This is a genomic window from Paenibacillus sp. 2TAB19 (assembly GCF_052115185.1).
Classification (GTDB): Bacteria; Bacillota; Bacilli; order Paenibacillales; family Paenibacillaceae; genus Pristimantibacillus.
The window spans coordinates 33677-52946 of record NZ_JBFRGE010000009.1 but is presented as its reverse complement, the minus strand read 5'-3'; the positions used below and the strand labels follow the sequence as shown (position 1 = coordinate 52946).

The 19270-nt window shown below is 48.3% G+C and carries 15 protein-coding genes; 14 read left to right on the top strand and 1 reads right to left on the bottom strand.

Features of this window, described 5'->3' with window-relative positions; all coding sequences use genetic code 11:
* The first annotated feature begins 180 nt into the window (after nucleotides 1–180).
* Nucleotides 181–1740 carry an IS1182 family transposase gene (locus AB4Z33_RS06070; protein ID WP_442049056.1) on the top strand — a complete coding sequence of 520 codons (1560 nt, stop codon included), beginning with the start codon at nucleotides 181–183 and terminating at the stop codon, nucleotides 1738–1740.
* A gap of 104 nt (nucleotides 1741–1844) precedes the next feature.
* Here AB4Z33_RS06070 and AB4Z33_RS06065 read toward each other — a convergent pair whose 3' ends face one another.
* On the bottom strand, nucleotides 1845–2441 hold the full coding sequence (locus tag AB4Z33_RS06065) for a TetR/AcrR family transcriptional regulator (RefSeq protein ID WP_442049055.1): 597 nt from the start codon (nucleotides 2439–2441) through the stop codon (nucleotides 1845–1847).
* Between the two features lie 147 nt (nucleotides 2442–2588).
* On the opposite strand from AB4Z33_RS06065, the gene AB4Z33_RS06060 reads away from it, so the two are divergent.
* From AB4Z33_RS06060 to AB4Z33_RS06000, 13 genes are all read left to right on the top strand, one after another.
* Nucleotides 2589–3218 (top strand): DUF2306 domain-containing protein, encoded by a 630-nt coding sequence (locus AB4Z33_RS06060; RefSeq protein WP_442049054.1) that lies wholly within the window; start codon nucleotides 2589–2591, stop codon nucleotides 3216–3218.
* A 5-nt stretch (nucleotides 3219–3223) separates the two neighbouring features.
* Nucleotides 3224–4252: a DJ-1/PfpI family protein gene (locus tag AB4Z33_RS06055; RefSeq protein ID WP_442049143.1), complete on the top strand. Its 1029-nt coding sequence runs from the start codon at nucleotides 3224–3226 to the stop codon at nucleotides 4250–4252.
* 379 nt (nucleotides 4253–4631) lie between these two features.
* The gene (gene metG / locus AB4Z33_RS06050) at nucleotides 4632–6272 is read left to right on the top strand and encodes a methionine--tRNA ligase (RefSeq protein WP_442049053.1); all 1641 of its coding nucleotides are present in this window, start codon (nucleotides 4632–4634) and stop codon (nucleotides 6270–6272) included.
* Between the two features lie 81 nt (nucleotides 6273–6353).
* The gene (locus AB4Z33_RS06045; RefSeq protein ID WP_337101203.1) at nucleotides 6354–7256 is read left to right on the top strand and encodes a LysR family transcriptional regulator; all 903 of its coding nucleotides are present in this window, start codon (nucleotides 6354–6356) and stop codon (nucleotides 7254–7256) included.
* A 109-nt stretch (nucleotides 7257–7365) separates the two neighbouring features.
* Nucleotides 7366–9654, top strand: a complete 2289-nt coding sequence (metE, locus tag AB4Z33_RS06040; protein ID WP_442049052.1) for a 5-methyltetrahydropteroyltriglutamate--homocysteine S-methyltransferase — start codon at nucleotides 7366–7368, stop codon at nucleotides 9652–9654.
* A gap of 128 nt (nucleotides 9655–9782) precedes the next feature.
* On the top strand, nucleotides 9783–9977 hold the full coding sequence (locus tag AB4Z33_RS06035; RefSeq protein ID WP_442049051.1) for a hypothetical protein: 195 nt from the start codon (nucleotides 9783–9785) through the stop codon (nucleotides 9975–9977).
* Nucleotides 9978–10095: 118 nt separating this feature from the next.
* Nucleotides 10096–11424, top strand: coding sequence for a spore germination protein (locus AB4Z33_RS06030; RefSeq protein WP_442049050.1), 1329 nt, complete (start codon nucleotides 10096–10098; stop codon nucleotides 11422–11424).
* On the top strand, nucleotides 11417–12499 hold the full coding sequence (locus AB4Z33_RS06025) for a GerAB/ArcD/ProY family transporter (protein ID WP_442049049.1): 1083 nt from the start codon (nucleotides 11417–11419) through the stop codon (nucleotides 12497–12499). Before AB4Z33_RS06030 ends, AB4Z33_RS06025 begins: the two co-directional genes overlap by 8 nt.
* Nucleotides 12496–13575: a Ger(x)C family spore germination protein gene (locus AB4Z33_RS06020; RefSeq protein ID WP_442049048.1), complete on the top strand. Its 1080-nt coding sequence runs from the start codon at nucleotides 12496–12498 to the stop codon at nucleotides 13573–13575. Before AB4Z33_RS06025 ends, AB4Z33_RS06020 begins: the two co-directional genes overlap by 4 nt.
* Nucleotides 13576–13682: 107 nt before the next feature.
* Entirely contained in the window at nucleotides 13683–14960 is a 1278-nt protein-coding gene (locus AB4Z33_RS06015) for an MFS transporter (RefSeq protein WP_442049142.1), read from the top strand.
* 291 nt (nucleotides 14961–15251) lie between these two features.
* Nucleotides 15252–17042, top strand: coding sequence for an ATP-binding cassette domain-containing protein (locus AB4Z33_RS06010; protein ID WP_442049047.1), 1791 nt, complete (start codon nucleotides 15252–15254; stop codon nucleotides 17040–17042).
* A gap of 5 nt (nucleotides 17043–17047) precedes the next feature.
* Nucleotides 17048–18850 (top strand): ABC transporter ATP-binding protein, encoded by a 1803-nt coding sequence (locus AB4Z33_RS06005; RefSeq protein ID WP_442049046.1) that lies wholly within the window; start codon nucleotides 17048–17050, stop codon nucleotides 18848–18850.
* 84 nt (nucleotides 18851–18934) lie between these two features.
* Nucleotides 18935–19246 carry a hypothetical protein gene (locus AB4Z33_RS06000; RefSeq protein ID WP_442049045.1) on the top strand — a complete coding sequence of 104 codons (312 nt, stop codon included), beginning with the start codon at nucleotides 18935–18937 and terminating at the stop codon, nucleotides 19244–19246.
* The last annotated feature ends 24 nt before the right edge of the window (nucleotides 19247–19270 follow it).

The following is a 19270-nucleotide window of genomic DNA, read 5'->3' as shown; positions in this document are numbered from 1 at the left end:
GAACGATTTCAATTCATCATGGACAACGCGAGAGGAGAAAAATGTAGAAATAAAGAGGCTGTCCCAAAAGGTCATGAAAGACCTGAGAGACAGCCTTTTTTTTGCTCTAGATAAACAAAAAGAAATCGCATTTTGGTAAAATGGAGGTACCACCCAACCATTCCAAAAGGAGCGATTTCTTTGTACATTCAATATACCATGGACCAACTGACCCTGCCAATGGATTTGGAAGATGACATTCCTCAAAATCACCTCGTACGTATTGTAAATGCCGCTGTGAACCGACTCAGCGACAGCATCTTCGCCTCTGCATACCCTGGTGGCGGCCGAGATAGCTACCACCCCAAAATGCTCACCAAAGTTATTGTTTATGCCTACGCCCAGCGGATCTACTCGTCTCGGCAAATCGCTAAAGCGGTCCGCGAAAACGTCATGTTCATGTGGATTGCAGGCAGACAACAGCCGGACTTCCGTACAATCAACCGCTTCCGTTCTGAACGAATAAAGATGGTGCTCGAGACCGTATTCACCGCCGTTCTGCAGTTTTTGGCTGAGGAGAAATACGTGCGGCTTGAACACTACTTTGTCGACGGCACTAAGATCGAAGCTAACGCCAACCGCTATACGTTTGTCTGGGGCAAAGCCGTGGTGAAACAGAAGGCGAAGCTGCAGGAGAAAGTCCAGACTTTGTTCGCCGCCATCGAAGAGTCCGAACGCCAGGAAGAGCAAGAACATCACGGACGGGATCTTTCGGAACTCGGCGAGACCGCACAGATCACCGGCGAAAAGCTGGAAGAGGCCGTCAAACGGTTAGAGGCACAACTACAAGAAAAACCAAAGGATAAGCCGATCAAGAAAGCCGTTCGGACAATCCGCAAAGACCTCCTCCCCCGCCTGCAAAAATACGAATCCCAGCAGAAGGTTCTCGGAGATCGGAACAGCTTCAGCAAGACCGATACCGACGCTACCTTCATGCGAATGAAAGAAGATCACATGCGTAATGGTCAACTCAAACCTGGCTACAATGTGCAGATCGGAACGGAAAACCAGTTCATTATCGGATATAGTTTGCACCAACGCCCGACAGACACACGTTGCCTCAAGCCCCACTTAGAGAAGGTCAAAGCAGCTCTTGGAAAGATACCGAAAACAGTCATCGCGGACGCAGGGTATGGCGGGGAAGAAAATTATGCATACTTGGAAAACGAACAACTAGATGCCGTGGTGAAGTACAGCACGTACCACAAGGAAAAATCGAAGAAGTGGCAGGAAGATATCAGCAAGTTGGATAACTGGCAGTTTGACGAAGCCGAAGACAAATGGACGTGTGCTGCTGGGCGTAGCCTGCTATTTCGCTATGAAAGTAAGGAAACGACAGAAAGCGGATATGAATTACGAAAGCGCCACTACCGAAGCGAAAACTGCGAAGGCTGCCCGCTCAAAGAAGCTTGTACAAAAGCCAAAGGGAATCGGGAAATCAGTGTGAGCCTGAAGTATCTTCGTTACAAGAAACAAGCTCGTGAGAAACTCATGAGCGAAGAGGGGTATGCGCTGTCGGTTCGAAGGATGATTGAACCGGAAAGCGTATTTGGACAACTGAAGAACAACCGGGGATTCCGGCGTTTTCTGCTTCGAGGCCTGCCGAAAGTAAGCCTGGAGGTCGGGTGGCTTTCACTCGCCCACAATCTGCTTAAGAAGGCGGCAATAGACCAAAAACCAGAAATGGCGGTGCAGGGATAAACTCCCCAGCACCGCCATTTTCTTATTTTCACCTATTTTTTCATCAAGTGAACTGTTTCATCAAGCGAGCCTTTATACTTTTGAGACAGCCCCTTTAATGAATATCAAACAATTACAAGGTAGCTGTGAAGCAGAGTTCGTATATTGTCTTTAGCGAAAGCAACATGTTTATTGTCGCGCGTCAGTCTGCTTGCCATGATTCCGCCCTCGATTGCCGTGAATATGAATGAGGCCATCGACTCCGTTTGCAAATCGCTGCGGAATTCGCCATTATCAATGCCTTGCTGCAGTAATCCTTGTATGAACGACATCATCTGATCGAATGCCTGGGTAGCCTTTTCCCGAAGAATGGGGAAGGAATGGTCGCTTTCAACAGCTGTATTGAGAAACGGACAACCGCCCTTAATTGGCGGATTATTGACCGTATCGCTATATACGTCGCACATCGCTGTGACCTTGTCGATCACCGTTGTCGCGCCTTCTATAGCTGCTGCAAAATGCCCCCACAGCACTTGTCCCGCATAGGCAAACGCCTCTAGCGCGATCTCATCCTTATTCGCGAAGTTGCGGTAGATGCCGCCTTTCGTAAGGCAGGTTGCATCCATAATATCTTGAATAGTCGATCCGGCATAACCTTTATCGTTAAACAACTCTGCCGATTTCATAATAATATGCAGTTTTGTTTTATCGCTTTTTCGCATAATAGGTGTCCTTTCGTAGAAAAATTGAACAGGCTCATTATATTGTAACATTTTGTGCGTGAGTTGGAGTGGTATTCATAGTATGATTATCAAAAAAAGAGACCGTACGGTTCGGTCTCAAAATTGCGGAAAGGGGAATCACAAGGTTTGAGAAAGCAAGGATACAAGGTGTTTGTGATTGTTTGTCTCATATATGTGTTCTATGTTGCAATCGTAAATTTAGTATTGAATCCGGATGCGGGGGAGTTTTTAGCACATAAGGTCAACCAACTGAAGCAGCCTAATCTATCGGTATGGCTAACCGTATTGCATATTCATGTGTGGTTTAGTTGTCTCGCTATGCTCAGCGGGGCGATTAATTTCTCGTCCTTCATGTACAACAAACACCGCAAATATCACAAAAAAAATGGCTATGCCTTTGTGTTCTTTGTAGCAGGCGTGAGCTTAACCGCTGGATATATGGCTCCTTACTCTACAGGCGGCAAGCTTAGCAGCATCGGATTCAATTTAACGAGCATTATCTGGTTGACGATTACGGTATTGGCTATCGTGCATGTTAGGCGCAAAAGGATGGATCAACATCGCGGCTTTATGATTCGAAGTTATGCGTTCTGCTTCACCAATCTGTTCGTTCATTTCATAACTAAGCTATTAAACGACGGCTTCGGAATGCAATATGAAACAAGTTATACAGCGGGGGTATATGGAGCTATCATAGCCAATCTCCTAGTTGCAGAGGTCGTCATTCAATATGGAAAAAGGAGGAGCGCACATTGAGCAGCATGCATGTACAAATCGTTTTATTCGACGGTTTCGATTTGATGGACGCGATCGGGCCTTACGAGGTTTTCTGCGCAGCGGAGATGTATTCGGGAGGAGCTTGCAGCGTCGAATTGGTGACAGCCGAAGGGCCGAGGCTTGTTAAGAGYGGCATGAACGGGCTGCCGCTTCAAGCTAGCGGAACGCTTGATCCTTCAAGGGCGGGTATTATCGTTGTACCTGGGGCATCAGGCAATATGGCTGGAGAAGGGGATCAATCCGTCCCGGCTATTCTAGCGAGAGCGGCGAATACCGAGCTAACGAGCTTCGTAAAGGAAGCAATGGACCGCAGTGACGTAACGATCGTCACCGTATGCGGAGGATCCTTAGTGCTTGCAATGAGCGGGATGTTGGAAGGTCGCTATGCTGTAACGAATAGGTACGGCATGGACGCGCTTGGGGCGACAGGCGCAATCCCCGTGAACGCTCGAATCGTTGTTGACGGCAATCTGGTGTCCGGGGGCGGCGTCACTTCCGGCCTAGACATTTCGTTGTACATAGTGGAGCGTAAGTTAGGACCTCGAATTGCGCATGCCATCGAAATGTTGTTCGAGTTCGAGAGACGAGGAACGGTATGGGAAAATAAAGGACTCGATCCAGTCGTCGACAATAGTCAAGGCGACGATGAAGTTCCAATCGAAGACCTGCCGCGGCAGGCTGCCGCTTCTACGGACGGTACTTTGTTCGATGGAGTATGGGAAGCAACGATTGCGACGCCGGTTGGCAAGCTGGCAGTTACGTTTCATATAGCTACCCGTGACGGAGGAATCATCGGAACAGCGAAGCAAGGCGATGAAGCTGCTGTCTCGTTCGTCGATCCTGTTCTAATCGGTAATCGTCTTAGTTGGACTCAGCGCGTTACGAAGCCGATGAAGCTGAATTTGAAGTTTATCGTTGAGATGGATGGCAGCAACCGATTGATCGGTACTGCCAAAGCAGGTGTTCTGCCGGCTTCGAGGGTAGTTGCCGTGAAAACGGCTGATCGAGATTGAATTAGGGTGTAATTAGCCGTTGACAAAGGAAATCATATCCAGTACTATTCATAATAACTTGAATATTCAGAACAAAAGCGATGAAGAGAAAGAGTATCGAGGCAACGTCTTTATACAGAGAACCTCGGCAGCTGAGAAGGGGCAAAGAATATCCTTGAGAATATGGTCTCTGAGCTGCGCATCGAACCCTTAACCGGAAGTAGGCTGCGCCGGAACCCGCACCCGTTAACGTGCTAGGGTATAACCGCCAATGGCGGCGTACCTGACAAGGTTAGTGTCGCAAGGCATTAATGAAACCGGGTGGTAACACGTGAGCACAGCTCTCGTCCCTTATGGGATGTGAGCTTTTTTGCGTTGAAACAAAAGGAGGAGTTAAACGATGGCAGCAGTATTTATTGGAGGAGCTTGGCCTTATGCGAATGGTTCGTTGCACTTGGGAAGAGTWGCAAGCTTGATACCAGGCGATGTCATCGCTAGGTACTACAGAGCCAAAGGAGAGCAAGTATTGTATGTCTCGGGCAGCGATTGCCATGGTACGCCTGTTGAAGTGCAAGCGATCCAGGCGAATGTCGCACCGGGAGAAATAGCAGATCGTTATCACAACGAGTTCGTTGAGTGTTTTCGGCAGATGGGTTTCACGTACGACTTATACACAAGAACAGATGATGCTAATCACCATCACATCGTTCAGGAGATCTTCTTGAAACTGTTGGATAATGGTTATTTATACAAAAAGACCGTCCAGCAAACGTATTGCGAGACAGATAAACGTTTCTTGCCCGATCGTTATGTGGAAGGAATATGTCCGAATTGCGGAAAACAAGCACGCGGCGATCAATGTGATTATTGTTCATCTCTTCTTGACCCAACCAATCTGATCGATAAGAAGTGCAAAATATGCGGCAATTCTCCGATAGAGAAGTCTACCGAGCATTTTTACATTGAATTATCCCGATTCCAGAAGGAATTGGAGCAATATGCGGAACAAGCGAAGGGCTGGAAGGATAATGCCGTGCAAATGACTGCTAGATATTTGACCGAAGGGTTACGGGATAGGGCAGTAACTCGCGATCTGACATGGGGCGTCGACGTACCGGTGGAAGGATTCGAAGGTAAAAAGATTTACGTATGGATTGAAGCGGTCAGCGGATACTTGTCGGCTAGTAAACAATGGGCTGCGAATACGGGCGGTAATTGGGAAACGTTTTGGACGAAGGACCATGYGCACATAACGGCTTATTATGTTCACGGGAAGGACAATATTCCATTCCATACGGTGATATGGCCTGCGCTGCTCCTKGGTTTAAGGGGACTTCATCTGCCTGACCGTATCCTTTCTAGCGAATATATGACCTTAGAGGGGAAGAAGTTCTCCACGAGCAATAATTGGGCGGTATGGCTGCCGGATGTATTAAGCCGTTATCATCCTGATTCAATCCGGTATTTTCTTATCGCGAATGGCCCGGAGAAGAGGGATACGGACTTCTCGTGGAGGGAGTTCATTCATAGCCATAACGGAGAGTTGCTTGGCGCATTCGGTAATTTCGTCAATCGCAATTTAGCTTTTATAGTAAAGTCGTTTGATGGCCGAGTTCCCGAAGGGGGATTAACCCTTATCCAAACGAATGAGCTGCATACGTTATATGAAAAAGCAGGCGCATTGATCGAAGCCGGACAGCTTAAGGAAGCGTTAGAGCTCATTTTTCAATATGTGAGGTTATCAAACAAATTTTTTGATGATTATAAGCCTTGGGTCTTATGGCATGAGAATCGCGAAGCTTGTGGTCATACGCTGCATGCATGCGTTCAGATGATAGCTAATCTAGCTCAATTATTACAGCCTTTCATTCCATTCTCATGTGACAAAATCAGAGAATTTTTCGGGCTCGGCCAACCCGAATGGCAGTTGATCTTCGTTCCTGCTAACCGTCAAATCGAAGGTTTGGAGCTATTGTTCGAGCGAATCGACACGGGTAGGATTGAGGAGGAAATAAAACGGTTGGAACAGAACAAGCCATAACAAAGTCCAGCTCAATAGGTTGACTTACTGGGGCTTGCCMCATACAATCCACTTAATACGTTAAATGATAGGAGTAAGGGAATGACGCTGCAGCAATTGAAATACGTAATTGAGGTCGCTAACCGCGGCTCTATTAACGAGGCCGCCAAAAGGCTGTTCATCTCCCAGCCCAGCTTGTCCAATGCGATTAAGGACCTGGAAGAGGAGATGGGGATTGCCATATTCGATCGTTCCAACAAAGGTATTTCACTGTCGAAGGAAGGGGTCGAATTTCTAAGCTATGCAAGGCAGGTCGTCGAGCAGATGGAACTGCTGGAGGGAAGATACATGAATGCGAAGCCTTCTCCGCAGCATTTCTCCGTGTCTACCCAGCATTATGCGTTCGCCGTTAATGCCTTCGTTAGCCTCGTTCAAGAATACGGACATGAGGAATACGAGCTGGCGCTTCGGGAGACGAAGACGTATGAAATCATCGAGGACGTTCGAAGCTTGCGGAGCGAGATCGGTATCCTATACCTGAACGAATTTAACGGGAAGGTCATTAACAAGCTGCTGAGCAGCGCGAATCTTCAGTTCCACAGCTTGTTCACGGCGAAGCCGCATATTTTCATCAGCATCAACAATCCTCTGGCAGGCCAATCGATCGTAACCATCGATCAACTGCAGCAATACCCGTATTTGTCGTTCGACCAAGGCGAGTATAATTCTTTCCATTTTGCCGAGGAGATTCTAAGCACGTTGTCTCATAACAAAAGCATTCGGGTCAATGATCGCGCCACGTTATTCAACCTTCTGATCGGACTGAACGGATATACGATTTCGACGGGAGTTCTGAGCGCCGATCTGAACGGCAACGAGATCATTCCAGTGCCTCTTGATTGCGAGGAAACCATTAATGTCGGCTGGATTTCTCATAAAAATGTTGCATTATCGAAGCTTGGAACTGCCTATATAGAGGCGTTACAGCGTGCAACAGGCCAATGATATCTAGGTATAGCTTAAAGCTATATCTAGATATAGTATTATACAGTTACACTATAACTCTCTATCCATGATATCTTTTGTTTAACAAATGGCATAGGAGTGTTGCAAGATGGCAAAGAGCAGTGTACTTGGTTATCCGCGAATTGGTGCAGATCGGGAATGGAAGAAGGCTTTAGAGGCGTTCTGGGCAGGCAAGCTGGAGGAATCGGAGTTTCAGCAGAAGCTTCAGGATATCCGCTTCACTCATTTGCGCAAGCAACAGGAGAAAGGGATCGACATTATCCCCGTTAATGATTTCAGCTATTATGACCATATCCTCGATACGGCAACGATGTTCGGAATCGTTCCGAAACGTTTCTCTTATACAGGAGGCGCCGTACCTCTGTCGTTGTACTACGGCATCGCCCGTGGAACAAAGGATGCAGCAGCAAGCGAAATGACAAAATGGTTCAATACGAACTATCATTATATCGTTCCTGAATTGGACGGCGCTTCGCCGACAGTGACTGAGAACAAACCGCTAATCGCTTATCGCGAAGCAAAAGAAAAGCTAGGTATCGAAGGCAAGCCCGTAATCGTAGGTCCGCTTACTTTCCTTAAGCTGTCCAAGGGTTATCAAGCATCGGAAACGGACGTATGGCTGGAGCGCTTGATTCCTCTCTATGTTCAAGTGTTGCAAGAGCTGGCAAATGAAGGCGTGCAATGGGTGCAAATCGACGAGCCAATCGCCGTAACGAAATTAAGCGATGCGGACTATGGACGGCTTCGTTCGATCTACGAGACGTTCGCTGCTGCTGTACCGGGTCTTAACATTTTGCTGCAAACGTATTTCGAATCGGTTGAAAGTTACGAGGCTATCGTTAAGCTTCCGGTACAAGGTATCGGTCTTGACTTCGTACATGGCGGATCCGCAAATTTGGCATCGATCAAAGCTGCTGGATTCCCGGCTGACAAAGTTCTTGGAGCAGGCATTATTGACGGCCGAAGCATCTGGAAAGCATCGCTTCAAGAGAAGCTGTCCGTGCTGGAGCAATTGACGGAAATCGTTTCGGCTGATCGCTTAATCGTACAATCGTCATGCAGCTTGTTGCATGTACCGGTTACAACAGCTAATGAGTCAAAGCTGCTTCCCGAGCTGAAAGGCGCACTTGCCTTCGCCGATGAGAAGTTGGACGAGCTTGTCCTGTTAACGAAGGCTGTCGTATCCGGCAAAGCAACAATCGCTAATGAGCTTGAGCAATGCGAGAAAGCTCTGCAAGCGCTGAGCACGTCCAGCACCCGCAACCGCGGCGATGTTCAGCAAGCGGTGGCTGCACTTAGCACGCAGCAGCCGAAACGCAGCTCGGCATTTGCTGTGCGTCATGCCGCACAGCAGAATAAATGGCAGCTTCCGATCTTGCCTACTACGACGATCGGCAGTTTCCCGCAATCTGCCGAAGTGCGTAAAGCCCGTCAATCGTGGCGCAAGGGCGAATGGAAAAACGAGCAATATGAAGGCTTCATCCGCGACCAGATCGATCTATGGATCAAGCTGCAGGAAGAGATCGGACTCGACGTACTCGTACATGGCGAATTCGAGCGTACGGACATGGTTGAGTTCTTCGGCGAGAAGCTTGCCGGCTTCGCTTTCACGCAATACGGCTGGGTGCAATCTTACGGATCGCGCTGCGTGAAGCCGCCGGTTATTTTCGGAGATGTAGCTTTCGAGGAAGCGATGACCGTCGAAGAAACGAAATATGCGCAGTCGAAGACGGATCGTCCCGTCAAAGGGATGTTAACCGGCCCGATTACGATTATGAACTGGTCGTTCGTTCGTGACGATATCGCTCGCGAGCAAATCGCTTACCAATTGGCTTATGCGCTAAGACAAGAGGTAGAGGCGCTTGAAGCAGCTGGAATCGGCATGATTCAAGTTGACGAGCCAGCCGTTCGTGAAGGGTTGCCGCTTAAGAAAGAAGAGCAAGCTGCTTATCTTGCATGGGCGGTCAAAGCTTTCCGTATGACGACTTGCACGGTTCAAGATACGACGCAAAWCCATACGCATATGTGCTATTGCGAATTCCACGACATGATCGATTCCATCGAAGCCATGGATGCCGACGTGATATCGATCGAGACATCCMGCAGCCATGGCGAGCTTATTCATAGCTTCGAGCTGAACACGTATAAGCTTGGCATTGGACTCGGCGTATACGATATTCATAGTCCACGCATTCCGCAAGTGGAAGAAATGACGAGCATGATCGATCGCGCGCTTCGCGTGCTTGATCCGAAGCTGTTCTGGATTAACCCGGACTGCGGCCTTAAGACACGCGGCACGGAAGAAACGGTTGCAGCTCTGCGCAACATGGTGCAAGCAACGCAGATCGCCCGCAGCAGCTATACGCTTAACGTCTGATTTTCATCTGAGAGCAACTCATCCCGAGAGGGAGTGGTTGCTTTTTTCGTTACCATTTTTTCCAATAGCAGATATAATTGAAGCATACGAATTCTACTAAATATACGAACAGATTGTGAGGCTGAGAGATGGACGGCATCAATGAGCTCACGACTAGCCAATCGATCCGCGCGCGATGGTATGATGTGTATTTATTTCTCATCTCGGCGCTGGAATGCGACTATCGGAAGTACCCCGATCGCGGAGTCTACAATTGGGCCATCGGGATGATCAAGGAATGTACGGACGTTATTAAGGGTACTGAGGAGTTTAAGTCTAATTGAATAAGAAGCTGAAAAAGGGAATTCTGCTTTCGTGCAGGGTTCCCTTTTTTGTTATAACTCGATGCATAGTTGGTGAAAAAAGGGAAAACATAACAAGAAAATGTTGAGGGGATTTTAGTTGAAATTAATAGATAAGATCATAAAGCGGTTAGGCCAAGACTCCGATTTTTTCCGATACAAAATCTTGCTGTCGAACGAACAGGTCGTCTTGCTTGGCTACCAGTCGTTCGTGAGCGTTGCCGAATCGATGAATGAGCTCCATGCGCAAGCAGCCAGGTTCGTTCCCGATGAAAGCGAGTACCGATTATGCGAAAGTATCGGCCAAATGATTGAAGATCCGAGCGAGGATTCGATCGTCTCGCTGCTGTTGCGAGGGCAGCTTGTTATTTGGTTCGAATCGGAGGAGGTATTCGTTGACTACCATCCTTATTCCAAAATATTGTCCCGTTCGATCGAAGCTCCTATTACGGAGAACGTACTCCGGGGATCGGTTAGCGCATTCGTAGAAGATATCGGAACGAATATCGGATTGATACGGAAGCACGTTGCTTCCGAGGATCTGCGAACGCAGTCCTACGGCGTCGGCCCCGACCGGCAGAAGYAGATCGTTGTTATTTATAAGCAAAATCAAGTCATTCCCAAGCTATTGGAGTCTGTCGTAGAGAAGATTGAAACGAATATTAGCATGAACGTGCAAAACTTGCAGCAATTGAGCAGTATGCTCGGCTTTAGCAAATGGTCAACCGTCACGAAGTTTAATTCGACGGAATTGCCTCAGGAGGTGGAAAGGGCGCTGCAGAAAGGAAAAGTCGTGCTGCTGCTGGACCGGTTTCCTTTCGCCCTTATTTTGCCGAGTCTTCTAACCGATATGTTCGCCGTAGAGAATGACCGGAACTTTCTGACCGTCTTCACCTACCTGACGCGGTTGCTTCGTATTCTGGGTGTCTTGACCAACATCATTATACCTGGCTTATACGTCTCGCTCGTTTCCGTGAATCCGGATATGCTCCGTATTGAGATCGCGCTTACGATAGCAAGAAGCCGACTGGACGTTCCATATCCTTCATTGGTGGAGACGCTGCTGCTGCTGCTCATCTTGGAGCTAATCTTCGAAGCAAGCATTCGTCTGCCTAAGAGCATCGGTCCGACACTCACGATGGTCGGCGGAATTATACTCGGACAGGCCGTCGTCAGCGCCAAGCTGGTCAGCAATCTACTCATTATCGTGCTGGCGGCAACGACGATATCGAGTTCAACCGTCGTGGGCTTCCATAACTCATTGTCTATTCGTCTGTTCAAGTATTTGATCCTTATCCTATCTGCTGGTTTCGGTTTGTATGGCCTTGTGGCAGGACTGGTCGCCATTTGCGCCTATATGGCAAGCCTTAATTCTTTCGGAATCCCTTATGTGCATATTATGAAGACAAGAGGAGATGCCAATGGCTAAAACTACGCAAGTCACGTCGCTGTTCTTAATTGGCCATATGGGGCTGATCTTCTTCTTCTATCCTGGTCAAATTATCGAAGGCGCAGAGAGCAGCCATTGGATTCCGATCATGACCGGTTTCCTATTCTACTTCGCCATAATAGCGGTCTATACGAAAGGAATCAGTTACTTCGAAAACCTTAACGTGATACAGATATTGCAGCAATTAGGGAAGCCGTTAGCGATCATCCTGCTGCTTCCGCTTGCCGTGTATTTAGTTAGCGTGAGTATCGTCACGTTCCGAGCGTATGCCGAGGTCATAAGACTGATCTTCCTTACAAGTACGCCAACCTGGGCCATATTGCTTTTGCTTGTCGCCATTTCGTCCTATATTGCTTTGCTCGGCGTGGAGGCGATATTCCGCACTTCCATTTTGCTTATCATTATGGGCACCCCGCTCGTTCTGTTCGTCCTTGCAAGCGCATTTCAAAATGTGGATTGGCATTATTTGTTTCCCTTACTGGACAAAGAGGTCGTCAACTTCTCTTTCCTGTTCACACCTGGGTTTGCGAAGAGCTTCTTCGCTTTCGGAGGAGGTTTTCTATACCTTGGTTTCATCCAGCCCTTTGTAACCTACAAACCTTCGAAGCTGCTCCGAGCTTACTTTATTCTTCTTCCTATGTTTCTAATCTCGGTCTATATCCCGCTTCTGACTTTCGGTCGAAACACGGCGGTATTATTTAGTTTTCCGTTTCTTGAGACGGCGGAAACGATCGAAATCAATTGGCTAATGTTCGATCGGATATCGATGTTTTTTCTAATATGCTTAATTTCGTTCGTCATGTTGTTCCACGCGATGCTGCTGTGGAAGACAGCACTTATTATACGCGTCGCCATACCTGTAAAGCAGGTTACAATGCTAATCCCTTTGGCAATTCTCGTTTATTCACTCAGTGTGCTTATTCCGGATTGGCATGCAGTCGACCATTTATTCTGGATGAATACGATCCTTCGCGTGTACGTGATGCTGTTCATCCCTGCGCTCATGCTCTTTCTTGGCATTCGACATTCGAAGAAGGCAGGGGTTATGACATGAGAATAGGTCGTCAGCGAGTTTTGCTTCTTCTCGGAATATCGACTCTATTGTTAACGCTAACCGGCTGCTGGGACAATAAAGATATTAATCATCGTTCACTCCCAATTGTGATGGGCGTTTCGAAGGTAGACCAGCAATACCATATCGTTCTGCAAATTCCGGAGCCGCTCCAATCGCAGGGGACCGAGTTCCGTCTTGTCCAAGGTTCTGGCGCCACGATCAACGATATTGTAGACCGAATCGGCTCGAACATGGAGACGCAGATGGATCTGCTGCATCTGAAAGTGATCCTGTTCGATAAAGCTTATGCGACTAGCGGCTTGAACGACGCTGTTACCGCATTTATACGCTCGAATGAGATATCACCCAAAACAATGGCGGTCATATGCGACGAACCGATCGATCAGTTTTTCGAGAATATAAAACAATACAGCATGAATAACGGAACGCTGCTTGATGATTTCTTTAAAGTGAACGCAGGGTGGAGCCCGCAAGTTGCGACGTCGAGAATCTGGGAGTTATTTCGCAGCATTCACTCTTATACGCTTGATGAAGCCATACCGATCATTAAATCGGGGAAGGGCACGATCATAGAGACCAAAGGCAGCGCCATTATACGCAACGGTAAAATGGTAGGCCGTCTTACGCCGAATGAAACGCTGATTGCCAATATATTCAGCGGCTTGGACGTAAAGGGCAAGATCGAGGTGATGGATAACGCCACCGTACAGATTGTGAATAATCGTATTACGCACCATGTCTCGATCGTCGACGGCAAACCGGTGCTGAATTGCCAAATCAAACTTAGAGTCGCATTGCTGGAAACGAAAGGCCATCCGACGCAAGATAGGATCAAGCAGGATCTTCAAGCTCTGCTGACTGAAAGACTTAATCGCGTCTTGATGAAAATGAAGGAGGAGCAAGCGGATATACTAGGAATCGGCCAGCTCTTCCGCAACAGGTTGAAACGCGACGAGCTCCGGATGTGGCGGGTCAACTATTTGCCTAACTTAAAAGCTGTCGTCAAGTTCAAAGTATACATCGATAATGAAGGGGATTTGAAAATGGACGTTTAGTTCGGTTTGTACGGAATGAATGGCGAATAGGGGGAAATACATTTCCTAATGCTGCCTATGACGATATAATCATAGAATCATTGTATCGAGCAGAGGAGGGCTTACCCATTCATCATTCAACTGAACTCTCTCAGTCCTATACGGTATCTCCCGAAAAGCAGCAGCAGATATACAAGCGAACGTTGATCATTGTCGTGCTAGCTCAGCTTTTCGGAGGAGCAGGGCTTGCGGCCGGGGTTACTGTCGGAGCGTTGCTTGCCAAGGATATGCTGGGGACGGATAGCTATGGAGGCGTGCCTGTGGCGCTTCTCACGCTTGGTTCGGCCGCCGGCGCTTATCTCATCGGAAGATTGTCCCAGCGTAGCGGGCGACGGATCGGACTGGCAGCCGGATTCCTGACCGGCGGCATCGGCGCTGCGGGCATTGTCTTCGCTGCCGTCGCGGACAGTCTTGTCTTATTGTTCCTCTCGTTTGTTATTTATGGGGCGGGTACCGCCACGAATCTGCAGGCGAGATACGCGGGAACGGATTTGGCGATGCCATCGCAACGGGCTAAAGCGATTAGCGTTGCGATGGTAGCGACGACGTTCGGAGCGGTTGCGGGGCCGAATCTAGTGCCGGTCATGGGCGATTTCGCGGAGGCCAACGGCATTCCCGTACTTGCCGGACCTTTCATTTTATCGGCTGCCGCATTCATCGTCGCGAGTTTGGTTCTGTTCGTGCTTCTTCGTCCTGATCCGCTGCGGATCGCCAAAGCCATCGCGGAGTCGCAGAAGGCAAGCTCCGACAGCCATCCGTCTGCCTCGCGCCAGTCGCTCGCTGATGGCCGCAAAGGAATCGTTGTTGGCGCGACTGTAATGGTATTAACCCAGGTGGTCATGATTGCGATCATGACCATGACGCCAATCCATATGCAGCATCATGGTCACGGCCTTGGAGCGGTAGGACTCGTAATCGGCATCCATATTGGCGCTATGTATTTGCCGTCGCTCTTCACCGGTATACTTGTGGATAAGTTCGGGCGAATTCCAATGGCCTTTGCGGCAGGCGTTACTTTATTGATTGCCGGCTTTATTGCTGCCATTGCGCCAGCAGATTCTTTGACACTGCTGATCTCAGCATTGACGTTGCTCGGGCTTGGTTGGAACTTCGGACTTATTAGCGGAACGGCCTTGGTCGTCGATGCAACGACAATCGAGAACAGAGCCAAGACGCAAGGCGCTCTTGACGTATTCATTGCTATCGCCGGTGCTTCAGGCGGCGCATTATCCGGTATGGTCGTAGCAGGGTCAAGCTACGCTGTACTTGCGATATCCGGCAGCGTTCTGTCGCTATTGCTCATTCCCGTTGGTCTATGGTATAGAGCAGGTAAAGTAAAAATCTAATGTTCATAAAAAGAAAATCAAAAACAGGCTAACCATTTTATGAACGGTTAGCCTGTTTTTTTCTTTGTCTCTCATTTGATTTTTTTATTCTAGCGGGTTGTAAAATTTGCGGCAAATAAAAAAGACACCGCGAGGTGTCGCTGTTTATTTCTGTGTGGGTTCAAATAAAGCATGCCGTCCGCTGCTTCTTATAATAGTAGTATAACCTGAGGGAATTTATAAGTCTATACTTTTTATGGAAATTCCGGTATCTTTAACGATGCGGTTTGAGTAGAGAGGCATAGGCGGTGAATGGTCATTCATTATTGGAAATGCTTTCGTAATGCAGCATTTATTTTATATCACATCGAGAAGAGATACGTACTCATCTTAGCGGCAGCACTCCTCATTTCGGTGCCGATTATGCCGCTTGAGCTTTTGCTTGTCAAAACCATCATTGATCGAATTCAGGCATGGTCGGCTTCAGCACCGATAAGTCCCATTCTATGGGCATCTGGGTGGCTTGGTTTACTGATGTTCGTTAACAGTGTTGCGCTAGGAGCGCCGATTCCACTTGCCATGACCCGCCTTAATGAGGTAGGAACGCTTGAGGAACAGCGCCTCATCATGCGCAAAACGTCAAGGCTTCCATTAGCGACAATCGAATCTGCGAAGGTGAAGGATATGCGAGAACGCGCGCTTCGAGTATCGGTATACGAGATCTATCATACAGGGGCAGAGTTGCTTCAACTGTCTATGCAATTATTGGTGCTCATCATCGTTATCATCCGATTGGGCCAATGGCTTCCGGTCATTGCAGTTATTGCTTCCGTTCTCTTACTTGTATATATATCCGGCAAATCAGCTGGCAGCATCGAGCGAATGACGCGAGAGCAAAGCTCTGATCGCAGATTATTGCGCCATTACTCTGAGCTGATGACGAATCGCATTGCAGCAAAGGAAGTGAGGTTGTTCGACTTAGGGAGTCTCTTAAGCGATAGATGGACGGTACTAATGGGGCAGACTTCTAAGCATACGTTGAGTGCTGTTCGTTCAGCTGAAGGCCGGAAAGTCGCACCTGAGCTGCTAATGGCACTGCTTACCGGGCTGCTGCTAGCTTTAGTCGTATTAATGCCCGGACAGAAATTGCTGTCCGCGGGACATTTTGCTTTCCTATTCTTGGCGTTGACGACATTATTATCACAATTGCCAAGCTTAATCAGGCAAGGCGTCGCAATGCGAACACATTATATGAAGTGGGAGGACTTCCAAGCTTATTTAAACCTTGATGAAGTACAACCTAATCGATCAAACAGAGAGGCATCGGCAGCATTTGAAGAAAAAGTAGCAGAAGGGAAGCAGCCTGGGGGCTTGCAACTGCAAGTGAGTAATCTCCATTTCGGATATCCCGGCAATAATCGCGATGCCATTCGCGGCGTTTCTTTTGTCATTCCTCCGAATAGCCGTGTCGCATTAGTCGGTGAGAACGGATCAGGCAAATCGACATTGGTCAAATTGCTATTAGGACTCTATTCTCCAACGACAGGGGAAATCGTATGGAGCCGTTTAAAGGCTGGCCGGATTGTGCCTACATCAGCCGAAGGAAATGTATCCGTCGTCTTCCAAGATTTCACCCGCTTGTTGTTGACGCTCCGTGAAAATGTTGCATTAGGTCAAATATCAGCACTCATGGATGATAAGCGTTTGCATCAATCCTTGCAGGCAGCGGGCAGTCGGTTCGAGGATTTGAGCATGCAGCTTGGCGTTCCATTCGAGGGCATCGAGCCCTCCGGGGGGGAGTGGCAGAAGATCGCGACGGCTCGAGCTATCCTTAATGACGCTGAGTTTGTATTATTCGATGAGCCGACGGCAGCTCTAGATCCAAAAGCAGAGAAGGATGCATTCGAGCTTTTCTTGCGTGCTTCGGAGGGGCGTTCAGCTTTGCTCGTCACGCACCGGCTGGGTGCGGCGAAGATGGCTGACATTATCCTCGTTTTGAAAGAGGGGCAGCTCGTGGAGCAAGGCACGCATCAACAATTAATGGAGAGGGACGGCCTATATAGCCATATGTTTCAATTACAGGCGTCGTGGTATGTAGGATGAAACAAATGAATATAAAAAAAATCATTCCATTATTTTATCTCGTATGGCGTCATATGCCTCTCCTGTCCCTGGCATGGCTGACTATTCCTATTGTGCTTGGTATGCTTGTCGTTCCGGGATTAGCGGCGCAGCGTGAGCTCGTTGACCTGTTCRTCCATGAGAGTGCTGCCGATCCGGTGGGGCGTCAGATGAGCGAGTGGATAGGACACGCTTGGGAGCCTTTAGCTATTTTTACAGCAGTGTCACTCTTTCGGGTAGGTTTATCTGCCCTCCATAACATCATCGATGCCCAATTCCGCGACCAAGCAACGATGAAGATTCAAGCAGCGGTCTATCATAAAGCCGTAAGCGTACCGTTAGAGATGATGGAGCAAACCGAATATTATGATCTGCTGCAAAGAGCGAAGAGCGTGGCGGGAACGGATTTATTCGGAGTGTTGCAAAATGTGATCGCTTTTCTTCGTTTGTTTTTCGAACTCATCGGACTCATTCTCGTCGCGTGGTTCGCCCATCCCGTAATCGGATTCGTACTCGTTGTTGTATTTATAATCTCGTTCGTAATCCGGCTGGAGTCAGATCTTGTTGTCCGTAAGCAGAATCGCGACTTAACCAGGTCTGGGAGACAGTCTGATTATCTGAAGGAGGAGCTCACGAAGCCGGAAACCGTTCGAGAAATGAGGCTCTTCGGTTCACTTGAGTATTTGACCGACAAATGGAGTAGTATGATGCGCGACTCACTCTCCCTGCGAATGGGAGCGCGCAGGAGAGAAATAAAACGCGGCATGCTCGTATCGACCGTGCAGATCATAGGRTTATTCGGAACGGTCACATGGATGTTGTCTCAGTTAAAATCGGGGAACTTTACGGCGGGTACGTTCGTTATTGTTTTTCTAGCTATGCGGCAAGCTTACGGCATATCCGGAAGAATGGCTTTTCCAATCGGCAAGATCGTTATTCAAAGCGATAAGATTAATGATCTGGCAGTCTACTTATCTATGAATCAGAAGTCGGATTCACGAGGTGCGGCACCGCTTGCTAACGAGCCGCTAAAGCCAGGGAAAATTATAATTAATAACGTTAATTATCGATATTTGAACAGTAACGAATATGTGTTGCGAGACATTAATCTGAGGCTCAATCCGGGCGAGACGGTTGCACTGGTCGGAGAGAACGGGGCTGGTAAATCCACGCTTGTGAAGCTGCTTCTTGGTTTATATGAACCGACTTCGGGTTCTGTAACGTGGGATGGCATTGATTATAAGCATTTAGACTGCTCGAGGCTGCGGAGATCCTCGTCGGCGGTCTTCCAAGACTATGTTCGGTATGAAACGACTTTGCGTGATAATGTTGGCTTCGGTGCAACAGCGTTTCTACACAATGACTCAGCGATTAATCATGCCTTGGAAGCCGGAGGTCTAGTCGATTTGAATCATTTTGAAGGCGGGTTAGAAACTTCGTTAGGCTTGTTGTCCGCCGGCGGCCGTGAGTTAAGCGGCGGTCAATGGCAGCGGCTGGCGATTGCAAGGGCGGCCATTCGAAATGCGGGACTGCTCGTCCTTGATGAACCGACCTCTGCGATTGATCCGGTGCATGAGACCGAGCTGTATCGCTCCTTCCAAGCGCTTGCAGCAGGCAAGACGGTGCTGTTCGTCTCGCATCGTCTAGGCTGGGCCCGTTATGCTGATCGGATCGTCGTTCTTAAAGGTGGAGAGATCGTGGAGGAGGGCGATCATGGGTCGCTGATGGCTGCCGATGGCGTCTATGCCGTGATGTTCCAGGCACAAGCTTCATTGTATCAGGAGGCTTAAGTCGAATGTTGCACCCCTTCGGATATCGCTGTAAAATGAATTTTATGCAATCGGATAATGGATTATTGAACTGGAGGACATAGGATGAGCAAGCGTTATCGAGTGACAAGAGAATATCAACAACATAGAAGTGCAGAGGAGCAAGCGATATCGTTAGAGGAATGCAAACGATATTTTGCGACGAAGCCTGATTTCACCTATTCGCCCGTGTTCATCGCTCATGGCGAGACGACGATGACGATTGAAGGGGATTTCTTCATGTGGAGCCACGGAGATGCATTAATCCCATTCCGTCATTACGGCGGAGATATTTATGTCTCAGGAAGCAATGATGCCGTTATACCCGTGATGATGGAAGTGGCAAGTGAATTGACGGCGGATGTCGAAGAAGGATAGTTGCAAGAGTGGAGGCTGATCTCA